We start from the raw sequence: 15386 nt of genomic DNA on the forward strand, positions 1-15386 counted from the left end.
AATGGCTCATCGCAGGTCACCGCCACTGGAAATACTCCCGGTGGATGTTGGCCCTGCGAACACCTGCGCCCCGGAAGGCCTTACGGAACTGCCGCAGCATGGCGTCCGGTCCGCCCATGAATACCGAGAGCTCGCGGGGTTCGGTGCCTACGGCGGCCAGGACCGCCTCCGGGGTCAGCCGTCCGTCTGCTTCGGTGTCCACGGCATGGACCGTGAGCCGTGGCTGGTTCCGGGCGATGGCAGAGACCTCATCGGCAAAGGGGGACGGGCCCGCCGAGGTGACGAAGAAGTGGACATCGTCGTGGAGTTCGCCGTCCAGGGACCGCAGCCAGCTGAGGAAGGGCGTGATTCCCACGCCGCCCGCGATCCAGACCTGATGCGCTGTTCCGCGGTGCCGGTCAAAGCGTCCGTAGGGCCCGCCAACCACCGCCGGCATCCCGGGCTGCACCACGTCCGGAAGCCTGGCCGTATGGTCGCCCAGCGCCTTGACCGTGATGCTGATCCCGCCTTCCAGCGCCAGCCCCGAGATGGAAAACGGGTGCCGCTGCCAGCCGTCCGCTGTTTCCAGGTAGACCATGGCGAACTGCCCGGGTTTGAAGACCAGCGGCCGGCCCAAGGGACGCAGTGCCACTTCCACCAGGTCCGGTGCCACCGGCTGGACCGCAGCCACCTGGTAATCGTGGTGGGGCAGGAAATGCCGTGCCAGCAGTTCGCGGTAGGCATAGAACCCCAACCCGGTTCCACCGATGGCCACGTAGCTCCAGCGAAGCGCGGGCACAGCCTCAAACGCACTGGCGTCGAGCAAGCCGTGAAGGAACCCGGCGGCCAGGAACAGGCCGGTCAGCCGGTGGAAGCCGCGCCACCGCTCGTAGCCGCCCAGCAGGCGGGCGGCCAGCCGCACCGGCCTGGTCCTCAACAAGGTGCGGACCAGCCCGCGGACAGGCGCGGGAAGTATGGTCCGCCAGCGTGGCAGGACTGCCCATACAACCAACGCGGCGAGCCCGCTGATGGCAACCACCGCCAGTGTCTTGCCAAGGCTGGTTGCCTCCGGATTAGCGGCAAGTTCCATGTGCGGCAGCAACAGGATTGTTGCCGTCATCGCCGCCCTGCGGTGCCAGATGGCGGCGTGGTCAATGCCACCGAAAACCGGCTCAACGTGAGGCAGGGTGCTGACCAGGACCAGCGCGATTGAATACAGCAGGACGGATTCGCCGCCGAAGAGTTGCCCTACGTGCCCCAGGACGGGTTCGCCCGCAGGCCGAGCGAGGGACCAGAAAATGCCGTAGGCCCCGGCCAGCACCATGATTGCGCCTGGACCAAGCCACCGGAACGGCATTCCCAGGAAGACGGTCCCCTGTCCGGCGCCACCCTTGGTCATAGCCACGGTCCTTTCATCATTGACAAACCGTTGCGCGTTCCCTGCAGGAGACGGTAAATGCGGTCCGGGGCGGACCGTATAGCGGCCATTGTAGGGTTACCGGCTGGGAGGACGTGCCCCGCCCCACAATTGAGAAGCCTGTCCCGCTGTGAAAGGTTTAGCCCATGACGAACCCGCTCCTTGCCGCCAGTCCCCTGCCCTACGGCCTCCCGCCCTTCGAAGTCCTCACTGTAGAGGAGTACCGGGAAGCCATCGAGGCAGGATTGTCTGCCCACCTGGATGAGATCCGGGCAATCACCGGCAACGCCCAGCCGGCCACCTTCGAAAACACGGCCGTGGCCATGGAACGTTCGGGGCAGCTGCTGAACCGCGCGGCCGCGGCGTTCTTCACCCTGGTGTCCGCCGACGCAACAGAGCAGATCCGGGAGCTCGAAACGGAGTTGTCCCCGCGGTTCTCGGCCCACCAGGATGAGGTGTTCCTCGACAGGGCGCTCTTCGACCGCTTTGCCGCCATCGATACGGACAATTTCGATCCCGAGTCCTCCCGTTTGGTGGAGGAGTACCTCAAGGAGTTCCGCCAGTCCGGCATCCAGCTTGACCCGCCGGGCCAGGAGCGGCTGCGCGCCATCAACGCCGAACTGGCACGCCTGGGTACCGAGTTCGGCCAGCGGGTCAAGGAAGGCATGAAGTCCGCCGCACTGCTGCTGGACAATGCGGGTGACCTGGCCGGCCTGCCGGCCGACGACGTCGCCAGCGCTGCGGAAGCAGCCCGCGCCGCCGGTCACGACGGCAAATACCTGCTCACCCTGATCCAGCCCGGGAACCAGCCTGCCCTCGCCGCCCTCGAGAACCGGAACGTCCGCCGTCGCCTGTTCGAAGCATCCGTGGCGAGGGGCAGCGACGGCGGCAGCCTGGATGTCCTTGACATGGCCAGGGAAATGGCCGGGCTGCGGGCGGAGAAAGCAAGGCTGCTGGGATTCGACAATTACGCAGAGCTGGTGGCGGACCGCCAGACGGCCCCCGACTTTGAGGCAGTCCGGACCATGCTGAGCAGGATGGCGCCGGCCGCCATCCGCAACGCCGACGCCGAGGCGGCAGAGCTGGCCGAAGTTGCCGGCCACCCATTGGAGGCATGGGACTGGGCCTACTATTCGGCGAAGGTTCGGCGGGAAAAATACGACGTCGACGAACAGGCGCTCCGGCCCTACTTTGAACTCAACCGCACTATCACCGACGGCGTGTTCTTTGCAGCAACGTCGCTGTACGGGATCACTTTCCACGAGCGGACCGATCTCCACGGCTACCACCCGGACGTGCGTATCTGGGAAGTACGCAACGAGGACGGCACGGCACTGGGGCTGTTCCTGGGCGACTACTACGCGCGCGAATCAAAGCGGGGCGGCGCCTGGATGAACTCGCTTGTTGACCAGTCGGACCTGCTGGGCACGCGGCCCGTGGTGACCAACACACTCAACATTTCCAAGCCACCCGCCGGCGAACCCACTCTCCTCAGCCTGGACGGGCTGCGCACCCTGTTCCACGAGTTCGGCCACGCGCTGCACGGCCTGTTTTCAAACGTCACCTATCCGCGCTTCTCGGGGACGGCGGTGCCGAGGGACTTCGTGGAGTATCCCTCGCAGGTGAACGAAATGTGGATCATGTGGCCGGAGGTGTTGTCCAACTACGCACGCCACTATCTCACGGGCGAGCCCCTTCCGCAGGACATCGTGGCCAGGCTGGAGGAGTCCAGGCTCTGGGGTGAGGGTTTTGCCACCACGGAGTACCTGGGAGCTGCCCTGCTCGACCTGGCGTGGCACACGCTGGAGCCGGATGGCGTTCCCGAAGACGCGCTGGAGTTCGAGGCCAAGGCCCTGGCTTCGGCCGGAATTGCGCACCGCCTGATTCCGCCGCGGTACCGGACCGGGTACTTCCAGCACATCTTCGCCGGGGCGGGATACGCGGCGGGCTACTACTCCTATATCTGGAGCGAGGTGCTGGACGCCGACACCGTGGACTGGTTCAGCGAGAACGGCGGCCTGACCCGCGCCAACGGCGAAAGCTTCCGCCAGGAGCTGCTCTCCCGCGGCAACAGCCGCGACCCCCTGGAGTCATTCCGCATCCTGAGGGGCCGCGACGCCAGGCTGGAGCCGCTGCTGAAGCGCCGCGGCCTCGAGTAACCCCCATCGAGTGCTCCGTACTTGTCGGTTTCGGGCCCGATAAAGACAAGTACGGAGCAATCGATATTAAAGAACGACGCCGGTCCCCCAACCGAAAAAAGGTGAGGAACCGGCATCGTAATGAAACACAAAGGCAACCACTAGCGACGGGCGGTGCGGTCCCGCAGCGTGCGTAAAAGGGGCCCCGCCCCAAGCCACCGCCAATATGGCGGCAGCGTGAGGCGGGGAATAGCACGCAGAGGATCACGCCGTCCGGCGCGTCGCGGAAGGCGGAAGTTACCAGCCGCGCTCGGCGAGGCGGTGGGGCTGGGGGATCTCGTCGACGTTGATGCCCACCATGGCTTCACCCAGGCCGCGGGAGGCCTTGGCGATGACGTCGGGGTCGTCGAAGAAGGTGGTGGCCTTGACGACGGCGGCGGCGCGCTGGGCAGGGTTGCCGGACTTGAAGATGCCGGATCCGACGAAGACGCCGTCGGCGCCGAGCTGCATCATCATGGCCGCGTCAGCGGGGGTGGCGATGCCGCCGGCCGTGAACAGCACCACGGGAAGCTTGCCGGCAGCGGCAACTTCCTTGACCAGTTCGTAGGGTGCCTGCAGTTCCTTGGCCGCGACGTACAGCTCGTCCTCGGGAAGGGAGGACAGCCGGGCGATCTCGGAGCGGATCTTGCGCATGTGACCGGTGGCGTTGGAGACGTCGCCGGTGCCTGCTTCACCCTTGGACCGGATCATGGCCGCGCCCTCGTTGATGCGGCGCAGGGCCTCACCGAGGTTGGTGGCGCCACAGACGAAGGGAACCTTGAAGTTCCACTTGTCGATGTGGTTGATGTAGTCGGCCGGGGTGAGGACCTCGGACTCGTCGATGTAGTCGACGCCGAGGGACTGCAGGATCTGGGCTTCGACGAAGTGGCCGATGCGGGCCTTTGCCATGACCGGGATGGAGACGGCATCAATGATCTGGTCGATCATGTCGGGATCGGACATGCGGGACACGCCGCCCTGGGCACGGATATCAGCCGGAACACGTTCCAGCGCCATGACTGCCACGGCACCGGCGTCTTCGGCGATGCGGGCCTGTTCGACGTTGACGACGTCCATGATGACGCCGCCCTTGAGCATCTCGGCCATGCCGCGCTTCACGCGGCTGCTGCCCGTGACGCTGTTCGCGGACGAACCGGCCTCGTTGCTTACATCAGGTGTAGACACAAAAACCCCTATGGGTAGCTAGATGATCTTCGCCGGGCATGCGGCGGCAGCTGCCGGACGTGCACGCACGGATTGCCGGGTCCATTGACCGGGCAGTCTTTATACTAGTCCCCCGCCGCCCGGCCGGCTTAATCATGTCTAATCAGCCGGCGTCGGTTCCGCCAAGGCCTGCCGCCGCACCGAGATGACGCGCTGGACCACGGTAATGAGGCTGGCTGCCGCCAGGAGGACCAGGGTGACGAGGAGCACTGCCGGCGGGAGCCCGAGGCCGGTGAGACCGGTGATGACCAGGACGGAGACCAGGCGTTCGGCCCGCTCTGCGATCCCGACGTTCGCCGTGAAGCCCAGGGACTCCGCTTTGGCCCGGGCGTAGGAGACTACCATGCCCAGGACAAGGCAGAGCAGGGCTGATACGGCAATGGCCATGTTGTTGCCACCGGTAAAGAACCAGATGGACACCCCAGCGAACAGGGCACCGTCGGCAATCCGGTCCAGGGTGGAGTCGAGGAAGTTCCCCCAGCGGCTCTTCACGCCCTGCATCCGCGCCATGATGCCGTCCAGCACGTCGGAAAAGATGAAGGCCGTGATGAAAAGGGTGCCCCAAAAGAGCTGGCCCAGCGGGTAGAAAACCAGGGCCCCGGCCGCAACCCCTGCGGTGCCGAGGATGGTTACCGCGTCCGGGGAGACACCGATCTTCAGGAGCCAGCGGGCGAGCGGGGTAAACAGCGCGGTGAAGAATCCGCGGGCGTGCCTATTCAGCATCCGACTCCCCGGGCCAGGCTTCAGCCACCTGCCGCCGGACCTCATCAAGGGTCTGGGTGATGGCCTTGGTCTGGGCGATGATGGGGAAGAAGTTGCCGTCGCCGCCCCACCGCGGAACGATGTGCTGGTGCAGGTGCGCGGAGATGCCGGCTCCCCCCACCACCCCCTGGTTCATCCCCAGGTTGAATCCGCCGGGGTTGGAGACCTTGCGCAGCACCCGCATGGCCGTCTGGGTCAGGTCAGCGAACTCTGCTGTCTCTTCAACCGTGAGGTCGGTGTAATCCGGAATGTGCCGGTACGGGCAGACCAGAAGATGCCCCGGGTTGTAGGGAAACAGGTTCAGCACCACGTAGCAGGTCCGGCCGCGGTAGACGATGAGTGCCTCTTCGTCAGTCCTGTTCGGGCCTACGCAGAATGGGCAGTCGTTCTCATTCTTGAACTGGTGCTGCCCGCCCTTGATGTAGGCCATGCGGTGCGGAGTCCACAGGCGCTGGAAGGCGTCCGGGACACCGGCGAGGGCAAAGTCGTCGGTAACGCCGGCATCGCCTGGATATCCTGCGCCTGTGTTCTCCTGCACTGTGCTGCTTCCGTTCGGCTAGCTGGTCCGGTTGCGGACGGCGTCGGTGATCCGCTTGACTGCTTCCGCAACGGGCACGCCGTTGTCCTGGCTGCCGTCGCGGAAACGGAATGAAACTGCGCCCGCCTCCGCGTCGTCGCCGCCGGCGATCAGCACGAACGGGATCTTGTCCTTGCTGGCGGTGCGGATCTTCTTGGGGAACCGGTCCGTGGAAGTGTCCACCTCGGCACGGATGCCCTCGGCCTTAAGCTGGTCGACGACGTCGAACATGTACTCGTTGAACGCCTCCGCCACGGGGATGCCCACCACCTGGACCGGAGCCAGCCACGCAGGGAACGCTCCGGCATAATGCTCGGTGAGGACGCCCATGAACCGCTCCACTGAGCCGAAGAGCGCACGGTGGATCATCACCGGACGCTGCCGGCTGCCGTCGGCGGCCTGGAATTCGAGTTCGAAGCGCTCGGGCAGGTTGAAGTCCAGCTGGATGGTGGACATCTGCCAGGTACGGCCCAGCGCGTCCTTGGCCTGCACGGAAATCTTGGGACCGTAGAACGCAGCCCCGCCCGGATCCGGCACCAGTTCCAGCCCGGACTCCTGCGCCACCTCGGAAAGTGTCCTGGTGGCTTCCTCCCAGGTGGCGTCGTCGCCAACATACTTCTCCGGGTCCTTGGTGGACAGCTCCAGGTAGAAGTCGTTCAGCCCGTAGTCCTTGAGCAGGTCCAGGACGAAGGTCAGGGTTTTGGTGAGCTCGTCCTTCATCTGCTCGCGGGTGCAGTAGATGTGGGCGTCGTCCTGTGTCATGCCGCGGACGCGGGTGAGGCCGTGCACCACGCCGGACTTCTCGTAGCGGTAGACCGAACCGAACTCGAACAACCGCAGCGGGAGCTCGCGGTAGGATCGGCCGCGGGAGCGGAAGATGAGGTTGTGCATGGGGCAGTTCATCGGCTTCAGGTAGTAATCCTGGCCGGGCTTGCGCACCGTGCCGTCCTCATTGAGTTCGGCGTCCACGTGCATGGCGGGGAACATGCCGTCCTTGTACCAGTCCAGGTGCCCGGAGACCTCGTAGAGGTGGCCCTTGGTAATGTGCGGGGTGTAGACGAACTCGTAGCCGGCCTCGACGTGCCGCTGGCGTGAGTAGTCCTCCATCTCCTTGCGGATGATGCCGCCCTTGGGGTGGAAGACGGGCAGGCCGGAGCCCAGTTCGTCCGGGAAGGAGAAGAGGTCAAGTTCCGAACCGAGCTTGCGGTGGTCGCGGCGCTCGGCCTCGGCAATGCGCTCCTGGTAGGCCTTCAGGGCGTCCTTGGTGGGCCAGGCAGTGCCGTAGATGCGCTGCAGCTGCTGGTTCTTCTGGTTGCCCAGCCAGTAGGCCGACGACGACCGGGTGAGGGCGAAGGCGTTGGAGATCATCTTGGTGTTGGGCAGATGGGGGCCGCGGCAGAGGTCGCACCAGACAGTGGTGCCTTCCTTGCGCTCCACGTTGTCGTAGATGGTGATGTCGCCGGCGCCGACCTCCACGTTAACGCCCTCGCCGGCCTCGGCGGCGTCGTTCTTCCTGCCCAGCAATTCGAGCTTGTAGGGCTCGTTCTTCATGGCGTCGCGGGCCTCGTCCTCTGAGACGACGCGGCGGACGAATTTCTGGTTCTGGTTGACGATCTTGAGCATCATCTTTTCGAGGGTCTTGAGGTCCTCGGGGGTGAAGGGCTCGGCAACGTCGAAGTCGAAGTAGAAGCCGTCGGTGATGTAGGGACCGATGCCCAGCTTGGCGTCGGGACGCAGCTGCTGCACGGCCTGGGCCATGACGTGGGCAGTGGAGTGGCGCAGGACGTTCAGGCCATCAGGGGAATCGATGGTGACGCCTACCACCTCGGCGCCCTCGGGAAGTTCCTGGTCAAGGTCCTTCAGTTCGCCATTAACGCGGGCCACAACAACGTCACGGCGCTCAAAGAAGAGTTCCGCACCGGTTGTCCCGGTAGTCACCTTGGTCTCTTCGCCATCGACGAGAAGGGTGATCTGCTGGGCATCTGACACGGGTGTCTCCTATTCAAAGTTAAGGCTTCATAGCTTGTGGCATACGGGGACCACAGCCAGCCACCGTCAATGCTATCGGTTCACGTAAGGGCCGACCAACGCGGCACACAGCACCGTTACCCGTTAAAACCGGTGATGGCCAGTGTCCTGCTGATGCCGTCCAGGGGATGCGGGCCGTCCTGGGCAGCCGCCGGGAAGGTCTCCGGGAAGGGCAATGTCTCCGTCCGGCTCAGGTCCCAGGCCATGCTTGCACTCAGGCTGATCCCCCGGGGGCCGGTCCTTCGGGTGGTGCCGCGGATCAACAACAGGCGGGTTCCGAACAGGAGCGGACCTGCACTTTCCTGGGCCTCGTGGAAGAAGACTGAATCGACGCAGCCTGTGCCGTCGTCGATGCTGATGAACACCACCCTCCTGCCGCCACGCATGGGTGGGGTCTGGGTGGCCACCCGCACTCCTGCCACCAGCACTTCTGTCCCGTTGCGCAGGCTGAGGAGTTTATCGGCAGTGGTAACGCCCAGCCTTTTAAGCAGGGGACGGTGGCTGTCCATCAGGTGCGTGCTGACATCCACGGCCATGAGGTCAAGTTCTGCCCGGACGTTTTCCACCAGCGTGGGGGCAGGGAGCCCGGGCTTGATGTTGCGCAGTTCAATGTCGCCCAAGGGAAGGGACAGTTGCCCTTCCAGCACGTCCACCCCTTTCCGTGCGCTGTTGGCCGACTGGAGCTGCTGCAGATGGTGCACCAGGTCAGCCCTGTTTGCTGCTCCCCCGGCTTCCTTGTGCAGGGCGTCAAAGGCTCCGAGCTGCGCGAGCCGCCGGATGCTTGGCTTGCTGAGCCGCGAGCGCGCCCGGAGATCTGCCAGTGAGTCATATGGCTGGCCGGCAACTGTCCGCTTCAATTCGGCAGCGGACAGCCCATAGATGCCGTTCAGGCTGAGCCGTATCCCAAGCCTGCCGGCGTCCCGGCCGGAATCAATCCGTTCCACCCGGTATTCTGCTTTGCTCCGGTTGATGTCCAGGGGAAGGATGGGGATGCCCAGCCGGCGGGCTTCGGCCACCAGCAGTCTTTTGGGATACATCCCGGGATCGTGCTCCCACAAGCCGGCAAGGAACGCTTCAGGGTGGTGTGTTTTCAGCCAGGCGGACTGGTAGGTGGGGACGGCGAAGGCAGCACCGTGGGCCTTGCAGAAGCCGAAACTGGCAAAGGACTTCAAAGTCCCCCATACTTTGTCCACCACCCCTGGGGTGTACCCCCTGGCCTTGGCGTTCCGCCGGAAGTACTCCTCCACCTGTGCTTCACCGGTCTCGTTGCTCAACGCCCTGCGGAACTCGTCGGCCTTGGCCAGCCCGCAGCCGGTCATGATGTCGAGGGTCTTCAGAATCTGTTCGTGGAACACCGTGACCCCATGGGTTTCCTGCAGCACCGGTTTGAGGTCCGGGTGGGGATAGACCTCAGGGGCGAAACCGTGCCGGTGTTCCAGGAAGGGCCGAACCATGTCGGATTTCATGGGTCCGGGACGGAACAGGGAAATATCGATGATGAGGTCGTTGAACTCGCGGGGCGCCATCTTTCCAATCAGTTCCCGCTGCCCCGGGGATTCGATCTGGAAGCAGCCAAGGGTGTGCGTGCTTCTGATCAGTTCATAAGTGGGTTCGTCGTCGAGGGGGACTGCGTTGAGGTCGATCCGGCCGTCCCCGGCGATGTAGTCAGGCCCTGTGCCGTCAGGCCCTGCCGGATGCTTTCCCGCTGCCACCACCTCTTCCTTGCTGGGGTGGATGCGGATGATCTCCCGGACCGCGAAGGCCATGGCGCTTTGCATGCGCACGCCCAGGACATCGAGTTTGAGCATGCCCATGGGGTCCATGTCATGTTTATCGAACTGGCTCATGGGAAGCCCAAGGCCGCTTGGCTGGACCGGGGTGCGGTCCAGGAGCGTGGCATCGCCAAGAATCACTCCGCACGGGTGCATGGAGATGTGGCGGGGCAGCCTGTCCAGCCGTTCGGTCAGGTCCACCAACAGGTCAAGTTGCTGGTTCCCGTCAGTGTCGCGCTGCTCCACCCTTCCGGCGAACTCACGGAGTTCGGGTTTCTCCTGCAGGGCTTCACGGAACTTCCGGGCGGAAAAGCGCCACAACTGCTTGGCGATCTCCCCCACCTCGCCGTCGTCCATCCCCAGCGCCAGCCCGGCGTCGCGGACCGCACCCCGCGCCCTGTACCCGTTTTGCATGCTCATCAGGGTGACCCGCTCGGAACCGAACCGGTCGAAGATCCTGCGGTACACATTGTGGCGTTCGGCGCTCTCGACATCGATGTCTATGTCCGGCAGCGTGGCGCGGTCGTTGGAGAGGAAACGTTCGAAAATCAGGTCGTGCTGGAGGGGATTCACATGGCTGACCTCGATCAGGTAATTGACCAGGCTGGAGGCACCGGATCCCCTGGCGGCCGCCCTGACCCCCATGTCCTGGATCATCCGGGACACCTCCGCCACCGTGAGGAAATAGGAGGAGAAACCGAGGTTGTTGATGATGCCGAGCTCATGCTCCAGCCGGGACAGCATCTCCTGCTCCTGTTTACCGGTGATCCCCGGGAACCGCCTGCCGATCCCTGCATGGCAGCGCTGGATCAGTTCAGAGTGCGGGTCCTGGCTGATGCCAATCACTGAGGCTTCAGGAACCACCGGCTGCTTCCACCCCATATCGGTGCCTGGATTTATCCGGCAGAGGTCGGCGAGCGCCTCTGTCTGAGCCATCAGCTGCTTAAGGTCAGCGGCGCCATACCCGGCAGCGGAAATGATTTCCTTTCCCAGCCCCAGCATCTGTTCCGGGGTTTTCAGCCAGCCCTGCCCGGTGGGTTGCAGGAGGGGTTCCCCTGCCAGTTCCGGAAGGGACTTCAGGGTCCTGGCAGAGTCCAGGACATCGGCGGTTGGTGCGCCGTCTGCGGCGCAGTACCTGACGGCATTGGTGAGGATTGCGGGTACGCGGTGTTCCTCGGCGAGCCTGAGCATGCGGACTGCATGGGCGGTGCTGAACGGAGTCCCCGGAGCGCTGAGCTGGGAGACGATTTCCGCCACGACAGTTCCTGCGGGCATGGCATCCAGCCACTGCCTGAACAGGGTCCGGGGGCGCAGGTAACGGCGGCCTCCCATGGCCCGTCCGACGTCGGAATCCGGTCCTACCAGGACAGTCAGCACCGGCTTGAGGGTTTGGGGATCAAGGGTTCGGGAGGCGAGTTCAGCGCGGATGACGGCGGCCGGCACGGCGCCACCGGCTTTACCTGAGGTCCTGGCGTGGGCATCGGATACCAGCCGGCACAGCGCACGGTACCCGGCACCGTGGTTGTTGCCGCGTGCAAGCACCACCACCCTGCCGGCTACCTGCGTGCGGTGATCGCCGTCGTCGTCAAAAACTGCAAGGTCCACCCCCACGATGGGGTCGATGCCCGCAGCCATGCATGCCTTGAGGTGCTTGATGGTGCCGTACAGTCCGTCCCGGTCGGTGCAGGCCAGGGCGGTTGCGCCGTCGGCCGCGGCCGCCATTGCCAGCTCTTCAGGCCAGGAGACGCCGTAGTGGGCACTGAATGCCGTGGAAACGTGGAGGTGGGTAAAGCTCATGCTGTTCAGGGTTCAGGCTGTTCTGTGGTCATGCTGTTTTGGGCGAAGGGCGTCATGGATCCGCAGCAGCCGCCAACGGCCACTGCGGATATGGCGGGTCAGGTCAAGGGTGAGCGGTTCTGCGCCTTCCCCTGAACCCAACGGAAAGGACGCCGGCGCAGGCTGCACCTGGACCCGCCAGATTTCGTGGTCCACGACGCCTGGCCCGCTTCCCAGCGGAGCCCGGGTATCCTCCGCCCACCACTGCCGGCGTTCATACCACCGGACGGGTTCGGCGCAGACGAGATACGGCTTTCCTGACCAGGTCAAGGATTCAGGCTGCCCGGCAGCGGAACACACCACGTCAACGGACTCGCTGAACATGCCCACGCGCGCCTCCCGGACCGTACTTCCTCACAAGGATTCGAATATGTATTCGAATAAATCCAGTCTACGCCGGGAGGCCGGCAAAACATAGGCGGGGGTGGACGGAGCGTGCGGCAGGTAGCAGGATGATGGCATGAGTACCGATGACGCACTCCTGAAGCAGGCAAGCATCAAGACGCAGGACTCCACCCTCGTCGCACGGTTCGATATCGACGGCGCCATCCCGGATTCCGGCGCTTACGTGGTTGGCCTGATGGGAGCCTCGCCGGACTATTCAATGCAACGCCGGCTGTGCATTGAATTCATGAACGGGGAGGCAATTGCCTGCTACTCGTTCAACCGGGACCAGGGAATCGAGGAAGACTACGACCTGTCCGGAGTGTCCCACTCGGAGAACAGCATCACTGGAAGCTTTCCCCTCACTGCCTTGAACGGGCTTGGGCAGGGGCATGTCCTGTCGGCCTTCAGCGAGGCGGACGGACGGGAGTTCCAGCACGGGGTGCCGGTGGAGGAAACCCTTTAGGGCTCCTCCACCCCATCCTGCATGTCAGCTGTTCTTGTTGTGGATCCGCAGTTCAAGTTCAATGAACGCGGAGATCATTGCCCGGTAGGTTGATTCCACGATGTCCGGATCGATGTCCTTTTTCTCCGCGGCGGACCGGACATGCTCAATGATCCGCTCCACCCGGCCCGGGGCACGCACTTCGGCGTCGTCGCCCTTGAGCGTCCCGGCGATCCTGATCAGCCGTTCGCGGCGGGCGATGAGGGTGACAATCTGTTCATCCACCTCGTCAACGGCAACCCGAACGGCAGCGAGCTGTTCCTTGTCGGCCCGGGCATCCCTATCGTTTCCTTGAATTGTCGCCATCATCTGACAGTATCGAAGCATGGAGCCCAGAGTCGACTTTATCTCCCTCGGAGTCCGCAATGTTCCGCAATCGCGCGCCTTCTACGTTGACGGGCTCGGCTGGCCGGTCCACCGGGAGGTTGCCGGGGAGGTGGTGTTCATCCAGGTAAACCACGGCCTGGTGCTCTCCCTTTGGGACGTACGCCAGATGCAGGCCGAAGCAGTCACCGGCCCGCCCGCAGGCGTCCCCTCCATCACCCTCAGCCACAACGTGGGAAGCCCCGGGGAGGTGGACAGGGTCATGGCGGAAGCCGCGAAGGCAGGCGCTGCAATCATTGCGGAACCGGTCACCAAGCCGTGGGGCGGCTACACGGGCTACTTCGCCGACCCCGACGGATTCCGCTGGGAGGTGGCGTACAACCCCACCTGGGGAGTGGACGACGCCGGCCGGGTCACCGTCTGAGGCCCGCCGCGCCATCGGCGGCGGCTGCTAGAACAGGGCTTCGACCGGGCGGATCAGTTCCGGGCCGTTGTTCCGGACGTTCCCCACTTCCTTGCCGACGGAATCCACGGTCCAGTCGGCGGTGGCATTCTTGACCCCGGACCGCACCAGGTCCACGAGCCCGGCGGCGTCATCCGCCTGCGGGTCCAGCCAGGCTTCCATGGTGTCCCTGTCCATGGGCAGGGGGACGCGGTCGTGCAGCTCCGTCAGCTTCCCGAAGATGGTGGACTCCGAGCCCGGCGGTGGCGTGTCTGCCGTGAGGATGGATGTTGAGAGCAGCCAGCGGCCCGGATCCCCTTCGGGAACGGACGGGTCCTTCCACCACTCATAAAGTCCTGCAAAAACCACCCCCTGGTCCTGGCCCGGGTGCACGTAGTAGGGCTGCTTCGACTTTCCCGGGCCCTGCTTCCATTCGTAGTAGCCGTCGGCCGGGACGGCGCAGCGCCGGGACTGGACCGCCTTCCGGAACGCCGGCTTTTCCAGCACCGATTCGCTGCGGGCGTTGATCATGCGGGAGCCGATGCCGGGATCCTTGGCCCAGGACGGGACCAGGCCCCAGCGTGCAACGTGGAGCTGGCGTACCTGCCGGGGCGCGGCACTGTCATCAACCAGGCGCTCCAGCACGATGGGTACTGCATCGGTGGGGGCCACATTCCACGACGGCGGAATGTTGACCTCGTTCTCCAGCTCGGCATCGAATTCGGCCAGGAGGTCCCCCACAGCACGTGCCATTACGTAGCGTCCACACATGGCACCAGCTTGCCACCGCCCGCCACAAACTGTCATCCAACGCCACCGCCGGGCCTTTAACGCCGGGGAATACCGCCGGCCGCGCTACGGTTGACGGTAAGGAAACCTTTCAAGCGACGTTTAGGAGCTCCCTGTGGACTTCACTCCCGAATCCGGCACCATCACCATGTTCTCCACCACCTGGTGCGGCTACTGCAACCGGCTCAAGAAGCAGCTGGATGCGCAGGGCATCGGCTACACGGAAATCAACATCGAAGAGGTGGAAGGCACGGCCGACCTCGTGGAGCAGCTGAACGGCGGCAACCGCACGGTCCCCACGGTGCTGTTCCCGGACGGTTCCGCGGCCACCAACCCGTCGGCCGCCGAGGTCAAGAGCCGCCTGGCTGCCTGACCGTTCCGCGACACGCGGCATCGCCGCAACCCACTGCGGGTCATGCCCCCAGGCTGCTGAATGAGGCAGTTTCCAGGGCGGCATGGCCCGCATAGGTTTCCAGCAGGGCCTGCTCAACGGCTGCCACGTCCAGGCCAGGGACCAGATCGTTGGCGGCGCCGGCGGTGGCAGGATCCCAGTCCAGGCCCAGCGCAGCATAGGTGTCGGTAAGGACCTTGCGGATGGGGGCGGAATCCTCCACCACAATGACGGAGCTGAAGAGCCAGCCGCCGGAGACCACCCGCTGCGCTGTACCCACCAGTTTCACCCGCCGGGAGTTCTCCGCCGGGTCCGTTCCATGCACGCTGAATTCGCCGGGACAGTACTCCCCCGGGATTTCCCCCACAGCCGCCTGCACCCCGACGCTCCGCAGCGCCTGCGCAAACAGTTCACCAAAGTAGCCGAACCGGGCTTTGGAACCGGCGACGGCGTCGGCGTCCGGTTCGATATGGTCAACCACCAGGGTGCCCTGATGGTATGCGGCAGCGCGGCCGCCTGCCCGCCGGACCAGGGGTTCGAAGCCGTTGTCCCTGCAGGCCTGCGCTGCCGCGTCGAAGCCTGGCAGGCGGGTGTCCCGCTGCCCGAACGCAACGGTGGGAGCGGGGCGGTACAGCCGCAGGGTGGGGCCAATGCCGCCGCCCCTGGCCCGGGCCAACAGCTCCAGGCCGAATTCGAGGTCGCGGCCCGCGCCAAGGGACACGTCCTGCCGCACCACGGTGAGCGTGCGGAGTCCAGTACCGGTGTGGTGCATTGTGGCG

Annotated in this window: 14 protein-coding genes; 4 read left to right on the forward strand and 10 right to left on the reverse strand. The window is 64.8% G+C overall.

The annotated features are described in order from the left end of the window. Nucleotides 1-16: 16 nt before the first annotated feature. Entirely contained in the window at nucleotides 17-1378 is a 1362-nt protein-coding gene (locus FBY36_RS19340; protein ID WP_142122047.1) for a ferredoxin reductase family protein, read from the reverse strand. Nucleotides 1379-1542: 164 nt separating this feature from the next. On the opposite strand from FBY36_RS19340, the gene FBY36_RS19345 reads away from it, so the two are divergent. Further along, nucleotides 1543-3555, forward strand: coding sequence for a M3 family metallopeptidase (locus FBY36_RS19345; protein WP_142122049.1), 2013 nt, complete (start codon nucleotides 1543-1545; stop codon nucleotides 3553-3555). Between the two features lie 276 nt (nucleotides 3556-3831). On the opposite strand, the gene pdxS is transcribed toward FBY36_RS19345, so the two are convergent. The 6 genes from pdxS to FBY36_RS19375 form a co-directional block, all read right to left on the reverse strand. Beyond that, a complete protein-coding gene (gene pdxS / locus FBY36_RS19350; RefSeq protein ID WP_142122051.1) occupies nucleotides 3832-4758 on the reverse strand; it encodes a pyridoxal 5'-phosphate synthase lyase subunit PdxS in 927 nt (308 codons plus the stop codon). Between the two features lie 138 nt (nucleotides 4759-4896). Further along, nucleotides 4897-5520: a phosphatidylinositol phosphate synthase gene (pgsA, locus tag FBY36_RS19355; RefSeq protein WP_142122053.1), complete on the reverse strand. Its 624-nt coding sequence runs from the start codon at nucleotides 5518-5520 to the stop codon at nucleotides 4897-4899. Next, a complete protein-coding gene (locus FBY36_RS19360; protein WP_056336549.1) occupies nucleotides 5510-6097 on the reverse strand; it encodes an HIT family protein in 588 nt (195 codons plus the stop codon). The genes pgsA and FBY36_RS19360 overlap by 11 nt, the downstream gene beginning before the upstream one ends. 18 nt (nucleotides 6098-6115) lie before the next feature. Next, complete coding sequence (gene thrS, locus FBY36_RS19365) at nucleotides 6116-8125, reverse strand: threonine--tRNA ligase (RefSeq protein WP_142122055.1); 2010 nt, start codon at nucleotides 8123-8125, stop codon at nucleotides 6116-6118. Nucleotides 8126-8241: 116 nt separating this feature from the next. Further along, the gene (locus FBY36_RS19370; RefSeq protein ID WP_142122057.1) at nucleotides 8242-11733 is read right to left on the reverse strand and encodes a DNA polymerase III subunit alpha; all 3492 of its coding nucleotides are present in this window, start codon (nucleotides 11731-11733) and stop codon (nucleotides 8242-8244) included. Between the two features lie 12 nt (nucleotides 11734-11745). Further along, nucleotides 11746-12102 carry a DUF6504 family protein gene (locus FBY36_RS19375; RefSeq protein WP_142122059.1) on the reverse strand — a complete coding sequence of 119 codons (357 nt, stop codon included), beginning with the start codon at nucleotides 12100-12102 and terminating at the stop codon, nucleotides 11746-11748. A 130-nt stretch (nucleotides 12103-12232) separates the two neighbouring features. On the opposite strand from FBY36_RS19375, the gene FBY36_RS19380 reads away from it, so the two are divergent. Then, nucleotides 12233-12622, forward strand: coding sequence for a hypothetical protein (locus FBY36_RS19380; protein WP_056336538.1), 390 nt, complete (start codon nucleotides 12233-12235; stop codon nucleotides 12620-12622). A gap of 24 nt (nucleotides 12623-12646) precedes the next feature. Here the strand turns inward: FBY36_RS19380 and FBY36_RS19385 are convergent, their stop codons facing one another. Next, nucleotides 12647-12970, reverse strand: coding sequence for a chorismate mutase (locus FBY36_RS19385; protein WP_082566821.1), 324 nt, complete (start codon nucleotides 12968-12970; stop codon nucleotides 12647-12649). 16 nt (nucleotides 12971-12986) lie between these two features. Between FBY36_RS19385 and FBY36_RS19390 the strand changes: the two genes are divergently transcribed. Beyond that, nucleotides 12987-13409, forward strand: coding sequence for a VOC family protein (locus FBY36_RS19390; protein ID WP_142122060.1), 423 nt, complete (start codon nucleotides 12987-12989; stop codon nucleotides 13407-13409). A gap of 27 nt (nucleotides 13410-13436) precedes the next feature. Here the strand turns inward: FBY36_RS19390 and FBY36_RS19395 are convergent, their stop codons facing one another. Beyond that, nucleotides 13437-14198: an SOS response-associated peptidase gene (locus tag FBY36_RS19395; RefSeq protein ID WP_142122062.1), complete on the reverse strand. Its 762-nt coding sequence runs from the start codon at nucleotides 14196-14198 to the stop codon at nucleotides 13437-13439. Nucleotides 14199-14331: 133 nt separating this feature from the next. On the opposite strand from FBY36_RS19395, the gene FBY36_RS19400 reads away from it, so the two are divergent. After that, nucleotides 14332-14589: a mycoredoxin gene (locus FBY36_RS19400; RefSeq protein WP_056336530.1), complete on the forward strand. Its 258-nt coding sequence runs from the start codon at nucleotides 14332-14334 to the stop codon at nucleotides 14587-14589. Between the two features lie 40 nt (nucleotides 14590-14629). Here FBY36_RS19400 and FBY36_RS19405 read toward each other — a convergent pair whose 3' ends face one another. Continuing rightward, the gene (locus FBY36_RS19405) at nucleotides 14630-15379 is read right to left on the reverse strand and encodes a lipoate--protein ligase family protein (RefSeq protein WP_142122064.1); all 750 of its coding nucleotides are present in this window, start codon (nucleotides 15377-15379) and stop codon (nucleotides 14630-14632) included. Nucleotides 15380-15386 lie beyond the last annotated feature (7 nt).

This window comes from Arthrobacter sp. SLBN-122 (assembly GCF_006715165.1).
Lineage (GTDB): Bacteria > Actinomycetota > Actinomycetes > Actinomycetales > Micrococcaceae > Arthrobacter.

Coding starts and splice junctions, on each gene's coding strand:
- FBY36_RS19340 (WP_142122047.1), bottom strand. CDS start 1,378: ATGACCAAGGGTGGCGCCGGACAGGGGACCGTCTTCCTGGGAATGCCG.
- FBY36_RS19345 (WP_142122049.1), top strand. CDS start 1,543: ATGACGAACCCGCTCCTTGCCGCCAGTCCCCTGCCCTACGGCCTCCCG.
- pgsA (WP_142122053.1), bottom strand. CDS start 5,520: ATGCTGAATAGGCACGCCCGCGGATTCTTCACCGCGCTGTTTACCCCG.
- FBY36_RS19370 (WP_142122057.1), bottom strand. CDS start 11,733: ATGAGCTTTACCCACCTCCACGTTTCCACGGCATTCAGTGCCCACTAC.
- FBY36_RS19380 (WP_056336538.1), top strand. CDS start 12,233: ATGAGTACCGATGACGCACTCCTGAAGCAGGCAAGCATCAAGACGCAG.
- FBY36_RS19385 (WP_082566821.1), bottom strand. CDS start 12,970: ATGATGGCGACAATTCAAGGAAACGATAGGGATGCCCGGGCCGACAAG.
- FBY36_RS19390 (WP_142122060.1), top strand. CDS start 12,987: ATGGAGCCCAGAGTCGACTTTATCTCCCTCGGAGTCCGCAATGTTCCG.
- FBY36_RS19395 (WP_142122062.1), bottom strand. CDS start 14,198: ATGTGTGGACGCTACGTAATGGCACGTGCTGTGGGGGACCTCCTGGCC.
- FBY36_RS19405 (WP_142122064.1), bottom strand. CDS start 15,379: ATGCACCACACCGGTACTGGACTCCGCACGCTCACCGTGGTGCGGCAG.